Origin of the sequence: Pseudomonas germanica (assembly GCF_019614655.1) — a bacterium.
Taxonomy (GTDB): Bacteria; Pseudomonadota; Gammaproteobacteria; order Pseudomonadales; family Pseudomonadaceae; genus Aquipseudomonas; species Aquipseudomonas neuropathica.
In genome coordinates, this window is sequence record NZ_CP071586.1 from 2,040,959 (window position 1) to 2,063,513 (window position 22,555).

General features: G+C 58.0%; 18 protein-coding genes and 1 pseudogene. 15 read left to right on the forward strand and 4 right to left on the reverse strand.

From position 1 onward, the window contains the following. The first annotated feature begins 5 nt into the window (after nucleotides 1-5). The 13 genes from J0G10_RS09030 to J0G10_RS09090 all read left to right on the forward strand — a co-directional run bounded on the left by J0G10_RS09030 (nucleotide 6) and on the right by J0G10_RS09090 (nucleotide 11,379). Nucleotides 6-1,709 carry an ATP-binding SpoIIE family protein phosphatase gene (locus tag J0G10_RS09030; protein WP_220558323.1) on the forward strand — a complete coding sequence of 568 codons (1,704 nt, stop codon included), beginning with the start codon at nucleotides 6-8 and terminating at the stop codon, nucleotides 1,707-1,709. A 31-nt stretch (nucleotides 1,710-1,740) separates the two neighbouring features. Next, the gene (locus J0G10_RS09035) at nucleotides 1,741-2,088 is read left to right on the forward strand and encodes an Hpt domain-containing protein (RefSeq protein WP_095050181.1); all 348 of its coding nucleotides are present in this window, start codon (nucleotides 1,741-1,743) and stop codon (nucleotides 2,086-2,088) included. Between the two features lie 104 nt (nucleotides 2,089-2,192). Further along, entirely contained in the window at nucleotides 2,193-3,563 is a 1,371-nt protein-coding gene (locus J0G10_RS09040) for a flagellar hook-length control protein FliK (RefSeq protein ID WP_220558324.1), read from the forward strand. Nucleotides 3,564-3,840: 277 nt separating this feature from the next. Continuing rightward, a complete protein-coding gene (locus tag J0G10_RS09045) occupies nucleotides 3,841-4,983 on the forward strand; it encodes an IS481 family transposase (RefSeq protein WP_220556126.1) in 1,143 nt (380 codons plus the stop codon). Nucleotides 4,984-5,606: 623 nt separating this feature from the next. Next, on the forward strand, nucleotides 5,607-6,110 hold the full coding sequence (fliL, locus tag J0G10_RS09050; RefSeq protein WP_007920033.1) for a flagellar basal body-associated protein FliL: 504 nt from the start codon (nucleotides 5,607-5,609) through the stop codon (nucleotides 6,108-6,110). A 9-nt stretch (nucleotides 6,111-6,119) separates the two neighbouring features. Continuing rightward, a complete protein-coding gene (fliM, locus tag J0G10_RS09055) occupies nucleotides 6,120-7,088 on the forward strand; it encodes a flagellar motor switch protein FliM (RefSeq protein WP_003222890.1) in 969 nt (322 codons plus the stop codon). A gap of 55 nt (nucleotides 7,089-7,143) precedes the next feature. Next, nucleotides 7,144-7,593: a flagellar motor switch protein FliN gene (gene fliN, locus J0G10_RS09060; protein WP_008077656.1), complete on the forward strand. Its 450-nt coding sequence runs from the start codon at nucleotides 7,144-7,146 to the stop codon at nucleotides 7,591-7,593. After that, nucleotides 7,594-8,046 carry a flagellar biosynthetic protein FliO gene (gene fliO, locus J0G10_RS09065; RefSeq protein ID WP_220558325.1) on the forward strand — a complete coding sequence of 151 codons (453 nt, stop codon included), beginning with the start codon at nucleotides 7,594-7,596 and terminating at the stop codon, nucleotides 8,044-8,046. Further along, nucleotides 8,046-8,804: a flagellar type III secretion system pore protein FliP gene (fliP, locus tag J0G10_RS09070; protein WP_095050183.1), complete on the forward strand. Its 759-nt coding sequence runs from the start codon at nucleotides 8,046-8,048 to the stop codon at nucleotides 8,802-8,804. The genes fliO and fliP overlap by 1 nt, the downstream gene beginning before the upstream one ends. Then, the gene (gene fliQ, locus J0G10_RS09075; protein ID WP_038363854.1) at nucleotides 8,801-9,070 is read left to right on the forward strand and encodes a flagellar biosynthesis protein FliQ; all 270 of its coding nucleotides are present in this window, start codon (nucleotides 8,801-8,803) and stop codon (nucleotides 9,068-9,070) included. Before fliP ends, fliQ begins: the two co-directional genes overlap by 4 nt. A 3-nt stretch (nucleotides 9,071-9,073) precedes the next feature. Beyond that, nucleotides 9,074-9,859 carry a flagellar biosynthetic protein FliR gene (fliR, locus tag J0G10_RS09080; RefSeq protein ID WP_093439752.1) on the forward strand — a complete coding sequence of 262 codons (786 nt, stop codon included), beginning with the start codon at nucleotides 9,074-9,076 and terminating at the stop codon, nucleotides 9,857-9,859. A gap of 3 nt (nucleotides 9,860-9,862) precedes the next feature. Further along, a complete protein-coding gene (gene flhB / locus J0G10_RS09085) occupies nucleotides 9,863-11,002 on the forward strand; it encodes a flagellar biosynthesis protein FlhB (RefSeq protein WP_093439755.1) in 1,140 nt (379 codons plus the stop codon). Nucleotides 11,003-11,142: 140 nt separating this feature from the next. Next, nucleotides 11,143-11,379, forward strand: a complete 237-nt coding sequence (locus J0G10_RS09090; RefSeq protein ID WP_095050185.1) for a hypothetical protein — start codon at nucleotides 11,143-11,145, stop codon at nucleotides 11,377-11,379. Between the two features lie 166 nt (nucleotides 11,380-11,545). On the opposite strand, the gene J0G10_RS09095 is transcribed toward J0G10_RS09090, so the two are convergent. The 3 genes from J0G10_RS09095 to J0G10_RS09105 all read right to left on the reverse strand — a co-directional run bounded on the left by J0G10_RS09095 (nucleotide 11,546) and on the right by J0G10_RS09105 (nucleotide 15,750). Then, nucleotides 11,546-11,905 carry a DUF6124 family protein gene (locus J0G10_RS09095; RefSeq protein WP_217868267.1) on the reverse strand — a complete coding sequence of 120 codons (360 nt, stop codon included), beginning with the start codon at nucleotides 11,903-11,905 and terminating at the stop codon, nucleotides 11,546-11,548. 554 nt (nucleotides 11,906-12,459) lie between these two features. Further along, nucleotides 12,460-15,150, reverse strand: a complete 2,691-nt coding sequence (locus tag J0G10_RS09100) for an Ig-like domain-containing protein (protein ID WP_220558326.1) — start codon at nucleotides 15,148-15,150, stop codon at nucleotides 12,460-12,462. A gap of 240 nt (nucleotides 15,151-15,390) precedes the next feature. Then, complete coding sequence (locus tag J0G10_RS09105) at nucleotides 15,391-15,750, reverse strand: DUF6124 family protein (RefSeq protein ID WP_095050188.1); 360 nt, start codon at nucleotides 15,748-15,750, stop codon at nucleotides 15,391-15,393. A gap of 688 nt (nucleotides 15,751-16,438) precedes the next feature. Between J0G10_RS09105 and J0G10_RS09110 the strand changes: the two genes are divergently transcribed. Then, on the forward strand, nucleotides 16,439-19,570 hold the full coding sequence (locus tag J0G10_RS09110) for an Ig-like domain-containing protein (RefSeq protein WP_220558327.1): 3,132 nt from the start codon (nucleotides 16,439-16,441) through the stop codon (nucleotides 19,568-19,570). Nucleotides 19,571-19,710: 140 nt separating this feature from the next. On the opposite strand, the pseudogene J0G10_RS30285 reads toward J0G10_RS09110, so the two are convergent. Further along, nucleotides 19,711-19,806: pseudogene (locus J0G10_RS30285) on the reverse strand (DUF6124 family protein); the annotation flags it as partial. Between the two features lie 617 nt (nucleotides 19,807-20,423). On the opposite strand from J0G10_RS30285, the gene flhA reads away from it, so the two are divergent. Next, nucleotides 20,424-22,553, forward strand: coding sequence for a flagellar biosynthesis protein FlhA (gene flhA / locus J0G10_RS09115; RefSeq protein WP_093439768.1), 2,130 nt, complete (start codon nucleotides 20,424-20,426; stop codon nucleotides 22,551-22,553). Nucleotides 22,554-22,555 lie beyond the last annotated feature (2 nt).

Genomic DNA, 22,555 nt, shown 5'->3' on the forward strand with positions numbered 1-22,555 from the left:
CGGCCATGCAGGCGCAAGAGCCGCTGACCCTGTTGATCGCCGAAGACAGCGCCGCCGATCGCCTGTTGCTGTCGACCATCGTCCGTCGTCAGGGCCATAACGTCTTGACGGCGGCCAACGGTGCCGAAGCGGTCGATCTGTTTCGCCGGCAGCAACCCGATCTGGTCTTGATGGACGCGATGATGCCGGTCATGGACGGCTTCGAAGCCGCGCGGCAGATCAAGGCGCTGGCGGGCGAGACGCTGGTGCCGATCATCTTCCTCACGTCGCTGACCGAAAGCGAAGCGCTGGCCCGTTGTCTGGAGGCCGGTGGCGACGACTTTCTGGCGAAGCCTTACAACCAGGTGATCCTCGCCGCCAAAATCAAGGCGATGGATCGCTTGCGCCGCTTGCAGGCAACCGTGCTGCAGCAGCGCGACCTGATCGCCAAACACCATGATTACCTGCTCAACGAACAACGTGTGGCCAAAGCCGTTTTCGACAAAGTGGCGCATTCCGGTTGCCTGAGTGCGCCGAACATCCGCTACCTGCAATCGCCCTATGCCTTGTTCAACGGTGACCTGCTGCTGGCGGCCTACACGCCGGCAGGGGACATGCATGTGCTGTTAGGCGATTTCACTGGCCATGGCCTGCCGGCAGCCGTCGGGGCGATGCCCCTGGCCGAGGTGTTCTATGGCATGACCGCCAAGGGCTACGGCCTGGCGGAAACCCTGCGCGAGATGAACGCCAAGCTCAAACGCATCCTGCCGGTGGACATGTTCTGCTGCGCCACGTTGCTGTGCCTGAGTTTTCAGCGGCGTTCGGTCGAAGTGTGGAACGGCGGCATGCCTGACGGCTATCTGCATCGGATCGCCAGTGGTGAGCGTGTACCGCTGGCAGCGCGGCACTTGCCACTGGGTGTGCTGAGTGCGCAGGCGTTCGATGATCGTACGGAAGTGCATCCGATGGCTGTCGGTGATCGGGTGTTTCTGTTGTCCGACGGGGTGATCGACACCAGTGACGCCAGTGATCAGCTGTTCGGCGTCGAGCGTTTGCAGCAGGTGTTCGCCGCCAATCGCGAGCCGGATAGCTTGTTCGAGGATATCGAGCAGGCGCTGCGGGATTTTCGTGGCGAGGCGCGCGACGATGTCAGCATGGTCGAGGTTAGCCTGCTGGAGCCGGCGCAGGTCAAACCGTCGGCGCCGGTGTATTCCGACAGCGGCCAGTCGTGCCCGCTTGACTGGTCGGTGAGCTTCGAATTCCGTGGTGCCACACTAAAGCGTTTCAATCCGTTGCCGTACCTGTTGCAGTTGCTGCTTGAGGTGCATGGGTTGCGGGCGCAGAGTGGTGCTTTGTACAGTGTGCTGGCCGAGTTGTATTCCAATGCGCTGGAACATGGCGTGCTGGGTCTGGACTCCAGCCTCAAGCGCGATGCGGCGGGTTTTGCTCGCTATTATCAGCAGCGCAACGATCGGCTGGAGGCGCTGCAGGATGGCTTTGTCCGTGTGCATCTGCAGGTGCAGCCACAAGGCGGGGGCGGCCGGCTGGTGATTCGCGTTGAGGACAGCGGCAAGGGTTTTGATGTGGCGCGAGTCATGGAAAGGCCGCTGGACGGTGTCCGTTTGTCGGGGCGCGGCGTCAGTCTGGTCCGGCAATTGGGGCATAACGCCAGTTGGTCGGACGAAGGTCGTAGTGCCTGCGTGGAGTTTTCCTGGGAGGTTGAGGCATAATTCGCGCAATTCTTGATCAAGGAGTGAACAAGTGACTGACCAACATGTGGATCGCGACGTACTCGATACATTGCGTGACGTCATGGAGGAGAACTATCCGGATTTGCTGGATACCTTCCTGATAGATTCCGAAAGTCGCGTGCAGGTGCTGCAAACGACCGCCGATGCCGAAGTGCTATCGGAGGTTGCTCACAGCTTCAAGGGTAGCGCCAGCAATATGGGCGCGGTTCGACTGGCCGTGCTGTGCCAGAAGCTGGAAAGCGAAGCAAGGGACAAGAGTCCGGCAGAAAACGTCAGGCTGGTCGCCGATATCAGCGTCGAATTCGCTGAAATTCGCACTGTTTACGAAGACGAGCGACAGCACGCCACTACTCACTGATCCCGCCGTCCGGCGCTTTTTACGAGCGCCGGGCAAATCTGGCCCGGCACTTGCAACTATCTCTGCAACTGTACCTACGATCCCAGTGCAGCGGAGACCGTTTCATGCCTGCGACCCCCAACATCCTTCTTCAGAATGCCGCTCAGGCCAAGGCGCAGGCCGCCTCGGCCAAATCGTCGGCTATGGCCGTAGACACCGGGGATAAAGCCTCAAGCTTCGCTAAAGTGTTCGCCGATCAGGGGTCGAACAAGCCTGTCGCCACCGCTGACAATTCGCCCAAGTCGGCGCGCGACAAGGTCGCTGACAACAGCGGCAAAAAGGACATCGCCAAAGATCCGTCTGCCGCTGCACAACCGGCGGTTGCCGATAGCGGCAACGACTTGCCTGCCGACAAAACCGCAGCGACCGATGACAGCAGCGCCAGCAGCGACGACAACACAGGCACCGCCCAGACGCCAGTCGTAGACGCGGCGCCGGTTGATCCGACGCTCGATCCGGCATTGGCAACCGCTGTGCAGCCGGTAGTCACGACGCCAGTTGTGCAGAATCCGGCGGTCGTCGCGACTGACCAGCCTGAAACCGAAACGCCTGCGCTTGCCGCTCTGCCGGGGACGGTCAAAGATCCGGCACCGGCCACTGACAGCGATTTCGACCCTTCGGCCGATCCGCTCGACTCAATGCCGGCCGTGCGCATGGCGATGGAGCAGGGCGGGCACATTTCCGCCGCCAGCCAGGCGCAACCGAAAGCGTCGCCGGCTCAGGCTCAGGCCGACGGTGAATTGACTTCCGCGCAAACCTTCGCCGCCGGCATGGCCAGTATGCTCGACGTGCAAGCCGACAAGGACAGCACCAGCCAGGGTGGTGACAAAGCGTTCAGCGGCTTGATCGACGACGGCCTCAAAGATCTCAAAACGGCGACCAGCGATACCCGCGTCGATGACTTCGCCAACCGTCTGGCGGCACTGACGCAGGCGGCCACGCCGAAGACTGCGAACGCGGTACCGGTGAATCAGCCGATCGCCATGCACCAGAGCGGCTGGACTGAAGAAGTGGTCAATCGCGTCATGTATCTGTCGAGTGCCAATCTGAAGGCGGCCGACATTCAGCTGCAGCCGGCTGAACTGGGGCGATTGGATATTCGCGTCAACATGGTTCCGGACCAGCAGACCCAAGTGACCTTTATGAGCGCGCATCCAAGCGTGCGAGAAGCGCTGGACGGCCAGATGCATCGCCTGCGCGAAATGTTCAACCAGCAGGGCATGGGTCAGGTCGACGTCAATGTCTCCGACCAGAACCGTGGCTGGCAGGGGCAACAAGGTCAAGAACAGGCGCAGCAGGGCCAGAGTGGTCGCACCAGCGCGGCCGGCGGTCGCCTCGATTCGGCGGATGACGAATTGGTGCCTGCAACCATTGCTGAAGCCGCCGCTCAAACCACCAGCGTGATTGGCAGCAGCGCGGTCGACTATTACGCCTGAGCAAAATCAAGAGCCCCTCACCCTAGCCCTCTCCCAGAGGGAGAGGGGACTGATAGGGGGATGCTTGCGGATTACGCCGACCGGATACTGCTGTTGTGAATCCATAATCGACTCGGTCTTTCAGGTCGATGTTTGGCGTCTTGCATCTCGGTCGGCCCCCTGAAAACCCTCACCCTAGCCCTCTCCCTGTATGTACCGGAGACATGGTGGACAGGTGTTCGGAGACATGGTGGACACATTTTAATAGACACATTGCTCATCGCGAAGGAGATGGCCTGTGTCTTGGGAAGAGGTGTCCACCGTGCAGCTTCGTTCAGAATTCGTGCTGTTGGCTCGGCAAGAAGGGGCCAATGTTCGGCAGCTTTGCCGTCGATTCAATATCAGCCCAAGCACTGCCTACAAATGGCTCAACAGGTTTGAGACCTCAGGTGCAGAGGGATTGATCGATCAGTCTCGACAACCAAAGACATCACCCAAACGTTGCGCTGACGATGTTGAGCAGCAGATTCTGACCGTGAGTCAGGAGTACGCCGCTTGGGGCGCTCGCAAGCTCAAGCGTGTGCTGGAAGACGACGGCAAAGTGATGCCTTCGGTCAGTACCGTGCATGCGGTTTTACAGCGTCATTCGCGCGTTGATCCAAAGGCCGCTGAGATCAAACCGTTTATCCGGTTCGAGCATGAAGCGCCCAACGATCTTTGGCAGATGGACTTCAAGGGACATATCAGCCTGGCTCAGGGGCGTTGCCATCCGTTGACGATATTGGACGATCATTCACGGTTTTCGCTGTGCATCGCGGCATGCATTAATGAGCAGCGCCAAACCGTTCAGGAGCATCTAATCAGGACCTTTCGGCGTTTCGGCCTGCCTTTACGCATGACGATGGACAACGGTTCGCCATGGGGTGATCAGACAGGTGTTTATACCGCACTGGAGGTCTGGCTGATGAGCCAGGGCATCAAGGTCGGCCACTCCCGACCTTATCACCCGCAAACCCAGGGAAAGCTGGAGCGCTTCCACCGCAGCCTGAAAAGGGAAGTCCTGCAAGGCCAGCTCTTCATCGATCTGGACGATGCGCAACGGGCGTTTGATATCTGGCGTGAGATTTACAACCAGAAGCGCCCGCATCAAGCACTGGGCATGCAGGTTCCTGCTACTCGCTACAGCAGTAGCCCGCGGGAATATCAGGAGCAACCGGCGGCGCCTGAGTACGATGATGGGGATGTGGTCAGGAAGGTTCAGGTGAAGGGCGAGATCTACTGGGGCAATCGTGAATACACAGTTGGAAAGGCATTTTACGGGAGGTCAGTGGCTATCAGGGAAACGACGGAGGACGGCATCCACGATGTCTACTGGAGTAGACATCGTATCGCCCGAATCGACTTGAACTTGCAGATCGTGACGGCAGGTAAGAAGATCTAAAACCGTCCACCATGTCTCCGAACATGTGTCCACCATGTCTCCGGTACATACACTCCCAGAGGGAGAGGGGACCGATTGGGGGATGCTTGCGAAGTACGCCGACCGGATACTCCTGTTGTGAATCCATAATCGACTCGGTTTTTCAGGTCGATGTTTGACGTCTTGCACCTCAGTCGGCCCCTGAAAACCCTCACCCTAGCCCTCTCCCAGAGGGAGAGGGGACTGATTGGGGGATGCTTGCGAAGTACGCCGACCGGATACTCCTGTTGTGAATCCATAATGGACTCGGTTTTTCAGGTCGATGTTTGACGTCTTGCACCTCGGTCGGCCCCCTGAAAACCCTCACCCTAGCCCTCTCCCAGAGGGAGAGGGGACCGATTGGGGGATGCTTGCGAAGTACGCCGACCGGATACTCCTGTTGTGAATCCATAATCGACTCGGTCTTTCAGGTCGATGTTTGGCGTCTGACACCTTGGTCGGCTCCCTCTCCCTCCGGGAGAGGGCTGGGGTGAGGGTGCCTTTGACTTTAGCGTTGTCTGCGCTACGGCCGACACTTCTGGCATAACACTTGCTCTTGCCTTGCCGTGCGACTGTGAAAACCCGATTAGTGACGGATTATTGGCATGGCGAAGAGCGAAACAGCAGCAGTGAAAGACCCCGCAACCAAAGGCAAACTCAAGCTGATCATTGTGATCGTGCTGGCGTTGCTGCTGGCCATTGGCGCGTCCGTGGGGGCGACCTGGTTCTTCATGCACAGCGCTCAGAGCAAGCCTGCCGAAGCCGCTGATGCAGCGCCTGTCGGCAAGCAGCCGGCGATTTTCGAGCCGATGGCGCCGGCCTTTGTTGCCAACTACAACCAGAACGGCCGTCAGCGCTACATGCAGGTGAGCATCACCATGCTGGCGCGTAATCAGGCCGATCTGGAAGCGCTCAAAGTGCACATGCCGGTGATCCGCAACAACCTGGTGATGCTCTTCTCCGGTCAGGATTTCGCCACCTTGGCGACCCCGGTCGGCCAAGAGATGTTGCGCCAGAAGGCCACCGCCAGCGTCCAGGAAGTGGCGCAGAAAGAGCTGGGCAAAGTGGTGATCGAACAGTTGCTTTTCACTAATTTCGTACTGCAGTAGGAACACGACATGGCCGTGCAGGATCTGCTGTCCCAGGATGAAATCGACGCGCTTTTGCACGGCGTCGACGATGGTCTGGTACAGACCGATAACGCTGCCGAACCCGGCAGTGTCAAAAGCTACGACCTGACCAGTCAGGACCGCATCGTCCGTGGACGCATGCCGACTCTGGAAATGATCAACGAGCGTTTTGCCCGCTATACCCGCATCAGCATGTTCAACATGCTGCGCCGCTCGGCGGACGTTGCCGTCGGTGGCGTGCAGGTGATGAAGTTCGGCGAATACGTGCATTCGTTGTACGTACCGACCAGCCTCAACCTGGTCAAGATCAAACCGTTACGCGGCACCGCGCTGTTCATCCTTGACGCCAAACTGGTGTTCAAACTGGTGGACAACTTCTTCGGCGGCGACGGCCGTCACGCCAAGATCGAAGGGCGTGAATTCACCCCGACCGAACTGCGTGTGGTGCGCATGGTGCTGGAACAGGCTTTCGTCGATTTGAAAGAAGCCTGGCAGGCGATCATGGAAGTCAATTTCGAGTACATCAACTCGGAAGTGAACCCGGCTATGGCCAACATCGTCGGCCCAAGCGAAGCGATCGTGGTCTCCACGTTCCACATCGAACTCGATGGCGGTGGCGGCGACCTGCACGTGACCATGCCGTACTCGATGATCGAGCCGGTGCGCGAAATGCTCGACGCCGGTTTCCAGTCCGACCTCGACGATCAGGACGAGCGCTGGGTCAACGCGCTGCGTCAGGACGTCCTCGATGTCGACGTACCCATCGGCGCCACCGTGGCGCGCCGCCAGTTGAAACTGCGCGACATCCTGCACATGCAGCCGGGTGACGTGATCCCGGTCGAAATGCCGGAAGACATGATCATGCGCGCCAACGGCGTGCCGGCCTTCAAGGTCAAGATGGGCTCGCACAAAGGCAACCTCGCGTTGCAAGTGATCGAGCCGATCGAGCGTCGCTGAAACGGCGCTCCTACCCCAAGCATTTAACTGAATTTTTGCCCGCCGAGGACAAATGATGAACGACGATATGAACGCCCAGGACGACCAGGCACTGGCTGACGAATGGGCTGCGGCCCTGGAAGAAACCGGTGACGGTCAAGCTGACATCGACGCCCTGCTGGCCGCCGACGCATCCAGCGGCTCGCGTCTGCCAATGGAAGAGTTCGGCAGCGTGCCGAAGAACAACGATCCGGTGACCCTCGATGGCCCGAACCTGGACGTGATCCTCGACATCCCGGTGTCGATCTCGATGGAAGTCGGCAGCACCGACATCAACATTCGCAACCTGCTGCAACTCAACCAGGGTTCGGTAATCGAGCTTGATCGTCTGGCCGGTGAGCCGCTCGACGTGCTGGTTAACGGCACGCTGATTGCGCACGGTGAAGTAGTTGTGGTCAACGAGAAGTTCGGCATCCGCCTGACTGACGTGATCAGCCCAAGCGAACGCATCAAGAAGCTGCGCTGAGTGAAACGGTTTCTCTGGGCTTTGCTGGCATTGCCATTGAGCGTGCTGGCCGCCGACCCTTCAACGGCGACCACAGTGCCAGCCGCCACCGCGCCGATGGTCAACAGCGGCGTGGCCGGGCAACTGACGCAACTGGTATTCGGCCTGTTGCTGGTGCTGGGGTTGATCTTCTTCCTCGCCTGGCTGTTGCGACGGGTGCAGCAGGCAGGTCCGGCAGGCAAGGGCCAGGTGATCGAGCTGATCGGTTCGCGCGCGCTCGGCCCGCGTGACCGTTTGCTGCTGGTGCAGGTCGGCAACGAGCAGATTCTGCTCGGCCTCAGCCCCGGCACCATCACCGCGCTGCATGTGCTCAAAGAGCCGGTCGAGGTGCCGAATACCAGCGAGAAAGCGACCCCGGAATTTGCCCAGCATCTGCTGAAGATTCTCGGCAAGGATCAGAAGGATAAGAAGTAATGGGTGCGTTACGCATCGTCTTGACGCTGGCCCTGTTGCTGGCCGCGCCGCTGGCATTCGCCGCCGATCCGTTGTCGATCCCGGCGATCACGCTGGGCACCAACGCCGATGGCGCGCAGGAGTACTCGGTCAGTCTGCAGATCCTGCTGATCATGACCGCCCTGAGCTTCATTCCGGCGGCCGTGATTCTGATGACCAGTTTCACCCGGATCATCATTGTCTTCTCGATCCTGCGTCAGGCCCTCGGTCTGCAACAGACGCCGTCGAACCAAATCCTCACCGGCATGGCGCTGTTCCTCACCATGTTCATCATGGCCCCGGTGTTCGACCGGGTGAACAAGGATGCGCTGCAACCGTATCTGGCGGAAACCCTTACCGCCCAGCAAGCGGTCGAAAAGGCCCAGGTGCCGATCAAGGACTTCATGCTCGCGCAGACCCGCACCAGCGATCTCGAGCTGTTCATGCGCTTGTCCAAACGTACCGACATTGCCACGCCGGATCAGGCGCCGCTGACCATTCTGGTGCCGGCGTTCGTCACCTCCGAGCTTAAAACCGCGTTCCAGATCGGCTTCATGATCTTCATTCCGTTCCTGATCATCGACCTGGTCGTGGCCAGTGTGCTGATGGCGATGGGTATGATGATGCTCTCGCCGCTGATCATCTCGCTGCCGTTCAAAATCATGCTGTTCGTGCTGGTTGATGGCTGGGCGCTGATCATCGGCACCCTGGCCAGCAGTTTTGGAGGTGTCTCGCCATGACGCCGGAAGTTGCGGTCGATATCTTTCGTGAAGCCCTTTGGCTGACCACATTGATGGTCGCGATTCTGGTAGTGCCGAGCCTGTTGGTCGGCTTGCTGGTGGCGATGTTCCAGGCCGCTACGCAGATCAACGAACAGACCCTGAGCTTCCTCCCGCGTCTGCTGGTGATGCTGGTGACGTTGATCATCGGTGGTCCGTGGATCGTGCAGACGTTCATGGAATACATCATCCAGTTGTACAAAAACATCCCGATGGTCATCGGCTAAGCCATGCAATCGCTGCTTCAGCTGACCGACACCCAGATCAGTACCTGGGTGGCCTCGTTCATGTTGCCGCTGTTTCGCGTCGCCTCGATGCTGATGGTCATGCCGGTGTTCGGCACGACGTTGGTGTCGCGCCGGGTGCGCCTGTATTTCGCCGTGGCCATCACCGTGTGTATTGCGCCGAGCCTGCCGCCGATGCCGGCGGTCAGCCCGCTGGATCTCAGTGGCTTGCTGCTGATAGCCGAGCAGATTCTGGTCGGTGCGGTGCTGGGGTTTTCCCTGCAACTGTTTTTCCAGGCCTTTGCCGTCGCGGGGCAAATTGTCGCGATTCAGATGGGCATGGGCTTCGCCTCGATGGTCGACCCGGCCAACGGTGTCTCGGTGGCGGTGATCGGGCAGTTCTTCACCATGCTGGTGACTTTGCTGTTCCTGTCGATGAACGGCCATCTGGTGGTCTTCGAAGTCCTCACCGAAAGCTTCACCACGCTACCGGTCGGCAGCGGTCTGATGACCGCGCATTACTGGGAACTGGCCGGCAAACTCGGCTGGGTGCTGGGCGCCGCATTGTTGCTGGTGTTGCCGGCGGTGACGGCGTTGCTGGTGGTCAACATCGCGTTTGGCGTGATGACCCGCGCGGCGCCACAACTGAACATTTTCTCCATCGGTTTTCCGCTGACCCTGGTGCTCGGTCTGTTTATCGTCTGGGTCGGTCTGGCGGACATTCTCAATCAGTACCAGCCGCTGGCCACCGAGGCCTTGCAGTTGTTACGCGAACTGGCACGGGCGCGCTGAGTCATGGCAGAGAGCGAAAGCGGTCAGGACAAAACAGAAGACCCCACGGAGAAACGTAAAAAGGACTCTCGTGAAAAGGGTGAAATTGCCCGTTCCAAAGAACTCAACACCCTGGCCGTGACCATGGCCGGTGCCGGTGCGCTGCTGGTGTTTGGCGGCATGCTGGCCGAAGACCTGATGGAACTGATGCGCCTGAACTTCACGCTGTCGCGCGAAGTGATCATGGATCAGGGTTCCATGGGCGCGTTTCTGTTGCAGTCGGGCCAGATGGCGCTGCTGGCGATCCAGCCGATCATGATCACTCTGTTGCTCGCCGCGTTGATCGGGCCGATTTCCCTCGGTGGCTGGCTGTTCGCAGCGGGCTCCATGGCGCCCAAGTTCAGCCGGATGAACCCGGCGGCAGGCCTGAAGCGGATGTTCTCGTTCAAGGCTGTGGTCGAACTGCTCAAGGCCCTGGCCAAGTTCCTGATCACACTGGGCGTGGCGTTGGCAGTGTTGTCGGCGGACGTCGATGACTTTTTGCGGATCGCCCACGAGCCACTTGAAATGGCGATCATCCACAGCGTGACGCTGGTCGGCTGGAGCACATTGTGGCTGGCCTGCGGCCTGATCATCATCGCGGCTGTCGATGTGCCGGTGCAGCTCTGGGAAGCCCACAAGAAACTGCTGATGACCAAGCAGGAAGTGCGCGACGAGCACAAGGATCAGGAGGGTCGCCCGGAGGTCAAACAGCGCATCCGCCAGACCCAGCGCGAAATGTCTCAACGGCGCATGATGGCGGCGATTCCCGACGCCGACGTGGTCATCACCAATCCGACCCACTACGCCGTCGCGCTCAAGTACGACTCGGAGAAGGGCGGCGCACCCGTGCTGCTGGCCAAGGGCAGCGACTTCCTCGCCCTGAAAATCCGCGAAATCGCCGTAGCCAACAACGTCATGCTCCTCGAATCGCCGGGGCTGGCGCGTTCGATCTACTACTCCACCGAACTCGAGCAGGAAATTCCTGGTGGTCTGTATCTCGCGGTCGCGCAGGTCCTGGCCTACGTCTACCAGATCCGCCAGTACCGTGCGGGCAAGGGCAAACGCCCGGATCCGCTCAAGGACGACTTGCCGATTCCGCCGGATCTGCGTCGCGACTCCTGACGTCGTTGTGCAGCCATTGGTCTGAGATCTCCCTTTACTGTCAACTCTGACAGGTGCGCTCGTCGTGATTTTGCAGTTTGATGCAAGGTGGCGCCGTGAACCTGGGGCGGTCATGCGGGCGAGTGCAAGGGAGCACGACAATGAAAGGTATTTTCAGCAGTTATGACGAAAAAACCGGAAGGGGCACCATCACGCCGAAGCCCTCGGGACGATGTATTTCCTTTGCCGAAGCCACGGGGTTTTTTCTGACGGCCAAAGAATACCGATTCAGCATTCCATTGCCCGATGCCCTGCGGGCGAGCGTCAAAGTGGGCGGCGAGGTCGAGTTCGAATTGCCCAAGAGCAAGAATGGAAAAGTAAAAATCCTCCGGTATTGACCACTGTTCGCAAAGCCGCTGAAAACGGGGCGGCGGTTTTTTATGATCGTTCCCACGCGCAGCAAAGGAATGCAGCCCGGGACGCTCCGCGTCCCTTCCAAAGCCGAACGCGGAGCGTCCGTTGAGGCATTCCTTTGCTGCGCGTGGGAACGATCATCGCGTGTCGCTACTGCGGCACCTCCAGATTATCCATCACCCGATTCACCGCCAGCTCGCCGAGCATGATCAACTGCGCAATCCCCAACAGCGTCCTGCGCTGCGATGCCGGTATGAGGTGGGCAAAGTCATGGGCGATGGTTCTGGCTGAGGCGAGTGTTTCGCTGGCGTCGGCCAGCAGTTCCTCGTTTTTGAAGTCTGCGGTGACGGCGTACATCCGGCGGGTCTTACGCGGTGGTGGCGTGGAGCCGGGTGGGCAGAGGTAGTGATCGAGGGCGCGGTCGGCGGCTTCGTGGAGTTTTTTTGAATCGAGGGATTCGTAGGGGGAGGTGGGGTCGGTTTCGGGTGGATTGGGTGTTGGTTTGATCATGGTGAGACTCCGTGGTTGATTTAGCCGCCACGGCTCATCCCTAAACAAGTAAAGGTGGCGGCTGTACGCAGGTTAGCGATCCGGGTCACAGAAACCCCGGGTAGACCCGAAGGTCTCCCACGCACAGCCACCATGACGCCAAGTGCAGATAGACAAAGCTGCAATTGAGACTGGGGATTGAGCGTCTGTAGGGTATCGGATCGCTAAACCCGATCGCTGATTCGTCAGCGACCGACCCACAATAGAACCCGACCCGAAGGCGCACAAGCCGGCGGATTCTGGGGTAGCTGTAGGCAATGGCGCAAGAATTTGTAGCCTGTAAGGCGTGTCTGGAAGTTTCTTTTAAACGCCTGAGTTTAAAAGGCGATTTGCGCTGACTTAACTGACCCCTTCGCGAGCAAGCTCACTCCCACATTTGGAATGCGTTTCCCTGTGGGAGCGAGCTTGCTCGCGAATGGGCCATCCCGGTCAGTGCCATTCAGGTCTGGCTTCTTTTTACCCCCCCCCTTTTTTTTAACTTTTACCTTTAGCCTTTTAAAACCAAGCGCGTCTGATCAATACGGTCTGAGACACCATGAAACCAGATTTCTACTCAAATCCGAATGGCATATGACTCCTCCATTACGATACCCAAATATCGATCCCCAGCCGCTTGGGCAGCCGCCTTCATCGCACATTCTGTACACCCCTCCCGGCACCAAAGGCCAGTTGTTATCCGGGCCGTAAACGCGACGCATGGCTGTCAGTGCATTAGTTAAAGGTACTGAGCCGGCGATGGTATTTCTCCAGCTGATTGCTTGCTGATAATTATATCCAACTGTACTTATATCCAGCCGGAAGATGTTGCTGACATATACGTTGTAAGTAAGAGTGCTTAACTTGTCCTGAACGGTGATGACTACGTTACCGTTACCGTTGCGAAGGCCGATAACCTTGCCATTCATATCCACTGTAGCGATGGCTGTGTTGCTGGACATATAAGTGACTGGGCTTACTCCATAAGAGGCGGTTCGAGTTGCGGAGTTGTTTAAAAACTCCAAGCCCGTGGTCGCCCATCCGGTGTATATCCGGTAGCCGTTGAGAATCATATTGGATTGGTCAATTTGCAGGGGCTGGTGAACGGTAAGTGACCTGGGTTTTGATGTTGGGTTGTCAGCGTATTGTGCCTTAGCAACAAAGGTGTACCTGCCCTTGGTCAGTTCTGTAAGGGTCAGCCTCCATTCTCCATCTGTCGGACTAGCGACGGGTTTACCTTTTGATACGTCGCCTTCTATTACATCAACTTGTTGGCCTTTGGCGGCTGTGCCGATGAGAATTATTGAGTTTTCTACTGTGTCGTCATTGTCAGGGATTTCGATGTTACTGGGTAAGCCTTTGATTGAGTCTATTGTCGGTTCTACATTCTCCACGGTCCTGACGGTATAAATGCGCCAAGGAAAAACAACCGCCGTCGCCTCATTCGCTACCCCATCAAAATTAACCTTGAGCATCGCCTTTAATACACTGCCATTTTTCAGATTTTTCAACCATTCCAAAGGCACCAAGCGTCTCAAACCTGGCGCATCCACGCCCACTTCACCGCCCAAGTCATCGAATGTTACGGTTGTGTTCTGATTGTCCTTGCCTTCGAATTGCAACCATAGTCTTTCATCTTTGACGTGCGGCCAGGCCGCGACGGTGAGCTGCGAGGCGGGTTGCAAAAGCGTTATATCGAGTTCATTACCAGTCTTGCCATCCACCACCGGCATCGGCAACCGCGAATCTCCATTTGCAATCTTTAATATACTGAACGTCGCCACTGGCGATTTCCCGGCCTGTGCGTTATTGCGATTCAAATTCCAGCGAAATCCAATATTCTCTCCATGTCGCGCCGCCATAAACGGCGTGCTCAACACGGTATCCACCTGTTTTTCGCTGTTGAACTCCACCAACGGAAACTGCGGCGAGCCTGCTGGTGGATTGACTTCCACCAGTCGTGCGCGGTCTCCTTTTACAGCGCCAAGATACTCGATGCGCACCGTCACCCCGTTCGGATATGCAAGCACATCAATCGGATCAACGGCTGGTGCCACCAGAAAAGGGGGCAACAACACAATCGTGCTGCCGCCGATTACATCGGCCGTGGTGGTCTTGGAGGTCGCAAAAGTGTTGCCGTCGCGTATCAGTTCATATTTCGCCCGCGCCACGCTGCCGGCGATCACTTTGGCATTGGGCACCATCAGTTTGTAGGTGAACGGAATGCGCCCGACATCAGCATCAACGGTGTGCGACACGACCGGGGCGTCTGGCTTGGTGGCGGTGTAGGTCACGCGGATTTTGTCGTTGGGCTGCCATGTCGGCGCGAAGGCGTGTACCAGAACAGTGAGATCCTTGCCGCCGAGTTTGGCCAGATCGATGGTGCTTGGGTCATCGCTCGGATCGTCCGGGTCTTCGGCCAGATCGGGGGCGACCAGTCGGGTTTCCTTCAGGTGAACATCGACCTCCACCGTTCCAGAGTACGGCGAGTCGGTGTCTGGCCCGTTGCCAAGCTGATCGGTTACGGTGTAGGAAAACACGAACTTCGAATTGTCCCCGGCCTGCTGGAACACATCTTCCCCAACCATCACGCAAATTGTCGTCAGTTCGGCTGAAGGGCTGGCCGGGGCTTCAGCGGCGGTGACGGTTCGCACGACATCCTTGCCGTTGCAGTTCAAGCGGATTACGTCGTAGGCGCGGCAGTAGGGGTAGGTAAAGCACACCTGCACGCCTTGTTTGGCGCGCTCGGCATCAATGCCGTCATCGATCACGTCCTGCGGCAGGATCAGTTGCAGTTCGGAGTGGGCGCCGTCGCCGGGCGTGCGATCCTGATTGCCGGGGCGAATGGCGTTGTACAGCAAGGTCAACTCCGGCGTCGACGTGCCTCTGTTCTCGCTGCCGCGGGTGATGGTGTAAACAAGCGTGTTGAGTTGATTTGGCCGCAACAAGCCTTTGGGCAGGTAGAGGGTATGAATGACATTTTCCTGGCCAGGCTGGATGGTTTTTGTCGCTTCGGTGCTGGCGTTGTTCAGCACCAGGCGGATCACGTCGCCCGCATCGACCGTACCGGCTAGCGGAGGATCGACGTCAATGGTCAGGCCCATGGGTTTGAGGTCATATGCGCGTTTGGGCACACCATAATGGGCACCCACTACAGGCGTAGTCGCTTCAGGAGCGCGAGGTGGGGAGAGCGCCAACACGGCGTTGTCGGGTGTCTGGGTTGTGGTCATGACTGACGCTCCTGAGCGGTGAAAGGGTCAGGTGTCATCAGAACGCTTAATTGCCGATTGCACACCTGTCAGATCTGACAGGTTCGGGTGATAATCAGACGAGTGGTCGTTTACTGGATGAAAAAAACCGCCGTCCGGGTTGATTCGGAACGGCGGTTTTTTGCCTGAAAAGCTGTGTTGCCTGTAAGTCAGCCTTCGTGAGCAAGCTCACTCCCACAGGAGGGCATCAGTGGCGGCGCTTTATTGCGGCAATTCCAGATTATCCATCACCCGATTCACCGCCAGCTCGCCGAGCATGATCAGTTGCGCGATCCCCAGCAGCGTCCTGCGCTGCGACGCGGGTATGAGGTGGGCGAAGTCATGGGCGATGGTTCTGGCGCAAGCGAGTGTTTCGCTGGCATCGGCCAGCAGTTCTTCGTTTTTGAAGTCGGCGGTCACGGCGTACATCCGGCGGGTTTTACGCGGTGGTGGAGTAGAGCCGGGTGGGCACAGGTAATGATCGAGGGCGCGTTCGGCGGCATCGTTGAGTTTTTTTGAATCGAGGGATTCGTAGGGGGAGGTGGAGTCGGTTTCGGGCGGGTTGGGTGTTGGTTTGATCATGGTGAAGCTCCTGAGGTTATGGAGCCACTCTTTCCCTGTCGCTAAACAAGTGAAGGTGGCAGCTGTACGCAGGTTAGCGAACCGGTCACAGGCACCCCGGTAGACCCAAAGGTCTCCCGCATACAGCCGCCATAACGTAATTGCGGGCGAAGAGTCCCACAACGAAGCCACGAACGCTGATGCACTGAGATGGTCCGAGTCGCTAAACCCGATCGCTGATTCGTCAGCGACCGACCCACAATAGAACCCGCCCCCAAAGCGCACAAGCCGGCGGATTCTGGCGTAGCTGTAGGCAATGGCGCAAGAATTTGTAGCCTGAAAGGCGTGTCTGGAGGTGTCTTTTAAACGCCTGAGTTTAAAAGGCGATTTGCGCTGACTTCACTGGCCCCTTCGCGAGCAAGCTCGCTCCCACATTTGGAATGCATTTCCCAGTGGGAGCGAGCTTGCTCGCGAATGGGCCATCCCGGTCAGCAGAAAAATCTCGATCAAGCCCCGCTCACTGGTTAAATAAATCCGTCCCCCTGTGCGCATCCGCCAGATTGTATTTTCCTCCTCGGGTGTCAGCGCCGTTTGTCTGAAAAACCCGCGCACCTGTTAGTTCTGACAGTGGTCGAATGTTGTCGTGAGGTTTTCAATGGCCTCTGCAGATCCTTGGCAAACCGCTACGGAATTTTTCAGGAGCAGGGCGATGATTGGTTTGATGGTGATGCCGATTGAGGACGATATCGACGATACGCAACATGACATAACCCCTTTTGACTCCAACGAAGGTATGGGGCTTTTTTCGTTGTTCCCGCCCAATATCCCCGGGCAGTTCACAGGCATCGATTTTCCGCCGGCGCAAGTGGGGGTCAACCGCCCCTTGCTTTATACGAGTGCCAACGGACTTCGGGTGCTGGTACAGGCCTATCTGAATATGGCCGAAGGCGACACCATTCGACTGTACGTCGGTGAGAATTTGGTTGACACGTCGGTGCTGCCTGCTGACCACGGTAATCTCGATGTGGTGATGCACATCGCTGCGAAGCTGGTTCCGGCCGGCGTGCATACCTTGCGCTACGAGATTCTGCGCAAAAGCGGTCAGCCCCCTGAGGGGGCGCAGATCGAAGTCTGGTTCAAGATCGATCCGCCGGGTGGCAACGATCCCGAGCCGGACTTGCCCGGCCATCAACGACTCAAGCCGGCTCGACTTCAGTTGAAGCCCGGGCAAGTCATTGACAAGGAGGTGGCTGCCGAGGGCGTCTGGGCGATCATCTCTGCGTGGCTCTTCATGGCCAAGGGGGACAAGTTGAAACTCTGTTTCCACGGTATTGCTGTCACGCCCTACACGGTGCTGGAAAGCGAGGTCGGAAAAGAGATCAGTGTTTTCATTTCGCCAGAGAATATCCGGGATGCGGGCCCCGCAAATCCGGCGGTGGTGGTCTATCAGATCGAAGATCAGGTAGAGAACGTCAGCGACTTTTCGGAGCGTACGACCGTCATCAGCGATCCAGACAAAAACTGGCTCGATCCGGTATTCGTTCCTCTCGCCGATGAAGATCTGGTCAGCCTTGATGAGGTTGGATTCGACGACCTGGAAGTTCAGATCATTACGCGCACTGGTTTTGTGAAGGGGCAAAAACTCCGGCTTCAATGGACGGCTACGGCGCAAAGCGGAGAGGTGGTCGAGCACAATGAAGAGCAATCGATTACTCGTATCGGGATTCAGTCTTTCAAAATTCCCAATCCGATAGTGCTTGCCAGTGCGTCCGGGCAGGTGCAAGTGGATTACCGGCGCATCAAAGATGAGGGGGAGCCGGATCGTTCAGAGATCTATATTTTCACCTTGCAAGGAAAGACGTTGCGACTGCCGGCACCGTGGATGACGGATCTGGTGGGCGGCACTCTGGATCCTGCGCTAAGTCAGACCGTGGTGTTGTGCGGTCCCGATGACCGGATCAAAAAGGGTTTCAGAGTCACATTGACTTGGATGGGGACCAGTGCTTCCGGACGCCCGCACCTGTATCAGACGTATCGCGACGTCAGCGACCGGTTGGTAGGGCAGGCCATTGCCTTTAATGTCACTGGCAACAACATCGCTCCATTGATCCGAGGGTCGGTCGGTGTCTCGTATGAGGTCAGCCATGCCACGTTGAATCCTGCGTTGGTATCGGAAAAGCTGTATGCACGTGTAGACGATTTCAAACCTGTCTTGCCTGCGCCGGTGGTCATTAGCGCCATTGATGGTGTGCTCAATCCTGCGCATGTGCCGTACGGAACGGATATTCAGGTTGCAGCAGCTTCGTATACCCGCCTGGGCGATGTGGTGCATGTGGAGGGGCGGGGCGATGCGGGCGGGGTAGTTTTTCGGGACAAGTTGCCGATTGATCAAACCCGGGTAGACAAAGATCTGGAATTTTGGCTGGACGGCGAAGCTATCAAGTTCTATCGGGAGCAGTTTTTCAGTGTGCTCTGGTGGATCGAGCGGCCAGACGAACTGCCGCAATCATCCGCGTTGCTCGAGTTGTATATCGGCGATCCGGCGCAGTCGTTGCAGCCGCCAACTGTACGCCGTGCGCCTGATGGCGTACTTGACCCGCTGGAAAATAATGACGGTGCCCGAGCGCGAGTCCATGTGGCCAGTCCGCGCCCGGGTGATCAAGTGCGTTTGCTGGTCAAAGGGGCGCCGGGGGAGGGTTCGCCGACGTTTGCTCCTCTACCGTTGAATGCTGACAACGTTGCATTCTTTGTGCTGCGGCCTTCATTCATTGCGGAAAATCTGGGAAAACTGGTTGAAGTCCTTTACGAGCTGATCAGAAATGGCAAGACGATCCAGTCCAGGCCGTTGATGTTGACGGTCAAGACAATCAGTGACGGTGATCCCGTCCTGACTCGGCCGCATATCGTCGAAGCCGGTGCTGTACCGCTGATCGATCTGAGAATCATCCAGACTGACCTCACATGTGTGGTCAAGCCGCCGCTGCCGATTGCCGAGGTCGGGCAGCGCGTCTGGATCATGGTCAGCAGCGAGGGCGTTGAGCCGTTGGTATTGCGCCCCGGTACCGCGTTGACTGCCGAAGAAGTGACTCAAGGCATCAGCGTCAAGGCGGCGCGAAGCTGGTTCTACTCTCTGAAGGATCTTTCTGGATGTGCGTTGACCTGCAAAATAGCACTGAAAAGCACGGATGATGAGGACACGGCATTGGTGCTTCCTGTGGCGCGGTATACCGTCAAAGTCACAGAAAAACTGGCAATTGATACGCAAACGATGCTTTTGAATGGCTGGAAACTGTTGGGCGGCACAGCGTATGGATTACGCGAGCGCGAGGTTGTCAACAATGTGCAAGTGCGCGTTCCAACGGGCGGGCGGCCGCCTTACACCTATCGTTCAGCCAATGCGGGCATAGCATCGGTCGATGCCAATGGCAAAGTGTCGGGGCTAAGTAATCAATCAACCACTATCACTGTGACGGATGCCGATGAAAACCAGGTTTCTTATCCGGTGCGGGTGATGAATGTCTACCGGCTGATATTGAACAATACCTTCATGACTGCAGCTGAGGCCGGCGCCTGGTTCAGGCAGTTCGGTGCCGTTAGCATGGACAACAGTGGACAACCCATGGGATGGGGGATTTTGCATAACAACTTTGTTGACGTGACGCCCATCTATGGCGGGCGGGGCTTGTATTACGGGCGGTTTGTGTCGGTCAATCTTTCATACCCGCACTTGTATGCAATCGAACATTCGTTGCTGGTGAGCAACGGGGCCATGGGCAGTCGCAACGTGTTTTTATCTGATGGGGCGACTCGCTCTCGGGCAATGGGGTATTTCCCGACGTAGTCAGATAGGCGTCATGGCTGAAAGTGGCGGCGATCAACGCTTTCAGCGGCTTTCCGGGCGGGGCAAGCCGTTCTGGAGCCATCACTGTGGATCGTTCCCGCGCATAGTACGGGAACGATTTTCTGCACGGTAGTCAGGCGTTAATTCGGCAATTCCAGATTATCCATCACCCGATTCACCGCCAACTCGCCGAGCATGATCAATTGCGCGATACCCAGCAGCGTCCTGCGCTGCGACTGCTCCTAGAGTCATTGGAGCTGCCAACGTTCGCTGCGAGACGAATGAAGGTGGCAGCTATACGCGGGTCGCAGACCGGGACTCTAGAACCGGCAGACCCGAAGGTCTCCCACGTACAGCCGCCATAAAAAAGCGGGTGTTGTGCGTCCAGAGATCGACGGGCTGCGAGACCCGATCGCTGATTCGTCAGCGACCGGACCACAATAGAACCCGACCCCAAGGCGCACAAGCCGGCGGATTCTGGCTTGGCTGTAGGCAATGGCGCAAGGATTTGTAGCCTTGAGACCGTGTCTGCAGGTGTCTTTTAAACAGCTTCGTTTAAATCGAAAAATTTGTGCCGGACATAAGGGCCCCTTCGCGAGCAGGCTCGCTCCCACATTTTGGAATGCATTTCAATCTGACATCTGGAATGCAATGCCCTGTAGGCCTTCGCCTGCTCGCGATGAGGATTTTTCAGTCGATCAATTCGAACCAGACAAACCGCTACCGCGAGCAGGCGAAGGTCTACATTGGTCATGTTTTCTCTCCCCGGTCAAAGTTGGAAAGCTTCTTGCAGTACCCGCCGTGAGCCCGCTCTGGGCGTCAAAAGTTTGCTTTAAAGGAACGGGGAAAACCGGTGGATCGCTCTCAGTTATTCAACACTGCTCGCACAAACGTTGCCGACCTCAGTCGAGGCAATCTGGGCGTGCCGTTGTTGCTGCTGGTCATGCTGGCGATGATGATGTTGCCGGTGCCGCCGTTCCTGCTCGACGTGTTCTTCACCTTCAACATTGCCCTGTCGATCGTCGTCCTGCTGGTCTGCGTGTATGCGCTGCGGCCGCTGGATTTCGCCGTGTTCCCGACGATTCTGTTGGTCGCGACGCTGTTGCGGCTGGCGTTGAACGTGGCCTCGACGCGGGTGGTGATGCTCCACGGTCAGGACGGCCACGCCGCTGCCGGTAAGGTGATTCAGGCCTTCGGTGAGGTGGTGATCGGCGGTAACTACGTGGTCGGTATCGTGGTCTTCGCGATCCTCATGATCATCAACTTCGTCGTGGTCACCAAGGGTGCCGGACGGATTTCCGAGGTGAGCGCGCGCTTTACTCTCGATGCGATGCCCGGCAAACAAATGGCGATCGACGCCGACCTTAACGCCGGTCTGATCGACCAGAACCAAGCCAAGATGCGCCGTCAGGAAGTCGCCCAAGAGGCCGAGTTCTACGGTTCGATGGACGGTGCCAGCAAATTCGTCCGTGGTGACGCCATTGCCGGCCTGCTGATTCTGTTCATCAACCTCATTGGCGGTATGGCCGTGGGTATCTTCCAGCACAACATGAGCTTCGGCGATGCCGGCAAGGTTTATGCCTTGCTGACCATCGGTGACGGTTTGGTGGCGCAATTGCCATCACTGTTGTTATCAACAGCGGCGGCGATCATGGTGACCCGTGCTTCCGGTTCGGAAGACATGGGCAAACAGATCAATCGCCAGATGTTCGCCTCGCCGAAAGCGCTGGCCGTGGCCGCCGGGTTGATGGCGGTCATGGGCCTGGTGCCGGGCATGCCGCACTTCTCGTTCCTGAGCATGGCTGCGCTGGCCGCTGGTGGCGCGTACCTGTTCTGGAAAAAGCAGAACGTCGCTAAAGTCGTGGCGTTGGAAGAGGTCAAGCGCCAGCAGGATTTGCTGCCGTCGCCGGCCCGCGCCATGGAAACCAAAGAGCTGGGCTGGGACGACGTGACGCCGATCGACATGATTGGTCTGGAAGTCGGTTATCGCCTGATTCCATTGGTGGATCGCAACCAGGGCGGGCAATTGCTGGCGCGGATCAAGGGCGTGCGCAAGAAGCTCTCGCAGGATCTGGGCTTCCTGATGCCGACCGTGCACATCCGCGACAACCTCGATCTGGCGCCAAGCGCCTATCGCCTGACCCTGATGGGCGTGATCCTCGCCGAAGCCGAGATCTACCCGGACCGCGAACTGGCGATCAACCCAGGCCAGGTCTACGGCACGCTCAACGGTATCAACGCCAAAGATCCGGCTTTCGGCCTCGAGGCGGTATGGATCGAAATCAGCCAGCGCGCCCAGGCACAATCGCTCGGTTACACCGTGGTCGACGCCAGCACCGTGGTCGCGACCCACTTGAACCAGATTCTGTACAAGCACTCCAGTGAGCTGATCGGCCACGAAGAAGTGCAGCAACTTATGCAATTGCTGGCCAAAAGCTCGCCGAAACTGGCAGAAGAGCTGGTGCCGGGCGTGGTCACGTTGTCGCAGCTGCTCAAAGTGCTGCAAGCGCTGCTTGCCGAACATGTGCCGGTGCGCGATATCCGCAGCATCGCCGAAGCCATCGCCAACAACGCCGCGAAGAGTCAAGATACCGCCGCGCTGGTGGCTGCTGTGCGGGTCGGCGTATCGCGCGCCATCGTCCAAAGCATTGTAGGCACTGAGTCCGAGCTGCCTGTGATCACCTTGGAACCAAGGTTGGAACAAATATTGCTCAATAGTCTGCAGAAGGCAGGACAAGGCTCGGAAGAGGGTGTTCTGCTGGAGCCAAGCATGGCCGAGAAGCTGCAGCGTTCGCTCATCGAAGCGGCGCAGCGTCAGGAAATGCAAGGTCAGCCGGTGATCCTCTTGGTAGCCGGCCCGATCCGCGCGATGCTCTCGCGCTTTGGCCGCCTCGCAGTCCCTGGATTGCATGTGCTGGCCTACCAGGAAATACCGGACAACAAGCAAGTGACCATCGTTGCGACAGTAGGGCCCAACGGCTGAGG

What these genes read in the sequence shown, in the direction of transcription:
- J0G10_RS09030 (WP_220558323.1), top strand. Translation starts at nt 6, where the DNA reads ATGCAGGCGCAAGAGCCGCTGACCCTGTTGATCGCCGAAGACAGCGCC.
- J0G10_RS09040 (WP_220558324.1), top strand. Translation starts at nt 2,193, where the DNA reads ATGCCTGCGACCCCCAACATCCTTCTTCAGAATGCCGCTCAGGCCAAG.
- fliL (WP_007920033.1), top strand. Translation starts at nt 5,607, where the DNA reads ATGGCGAAGAGCGAAACAGCAGCAGTGAAAGACCCCGCAACCAAAGGC.
- fliM (WP_003222890.1), top strand. Translation starts at nt 6,120, where the DNA reads ATGGCCGTGCAGGATCTGCTGTCCCAGGATGAAATCGACGCGCTTTTG.
- fliN (WP_008077656.1), top strand. Translation starts at nt 7,144, where the DNA reads ATGAACGACGATATGAACGCCCAGGACGACCAGGCACTGGCTGACGAA.
- fliP (WP_095050183.1), top strand. Translation starts at nt 8,046, where the DNA reads ATGGGTGCGTTACGCATCGTCTTGACGCTGGCCCTGTTGCTGGCCGCG.
- fliQ (WP_038363854.1), top strand. Translation starts at nt 8,801, where the DNA reads ATGACGCCGGAAGTTGCGGTCGATATCTTTCGTGAAGCCCTTTGGCTG.
- fliR (WP_093439752.1), top strand. Translation starts at nt 9,074, where the DNA reads ATGCAATCGCTGCTTCAGCTGACCGACACCCAGATCAGTACCTGGGTG.
- flhB (WP_093439755.1), top strand. Translation starts at nt 9,863, where the DNA reads ATGGCAGAGAGCGAAAGCGGTCAGGACAAAACAGAAGACCCCACGGAG.
- J0G10_RS09090 (WP_095050185.1), top strand. Translation starts at nt 11,143, where the DNA reads ATGAAAGGTATTTTCAGCAGTTATGACGAAAAAACCGGAAGGGGCACC.
- J0G10_RS09095 (WP_217868267.1), bottom strand. Translation starts at nt 11,905, where the DNA reads ATGATCAAACCAACACCCAATCCACCCGAAACCGACCCCACCTCCCCC.
- J0G10_RS09100 (WP_220558326.1), bottom strand. Translation starts at nt 15,150, where the DNA reads ATGACCACAACCCAGACACCCGACAACGCCGTGTTGGCGCTCTCCCCA.
- J0G10_RS09105 (WP_095050188.1), bottom strand. Translation starts at nt 15,750, where the DNA reads ATGATCAAACCAACACCCAACCCGCCCGAAACCGACTCCACCTCCCCC.
- J0G10_RS09110 (WP_220558327.1), top strand. Translation starts at nt 16,439, where the DNA reads ATGATTGGTTTGATGGTGATGCCGATTGAGGACGATATCGACGATACG.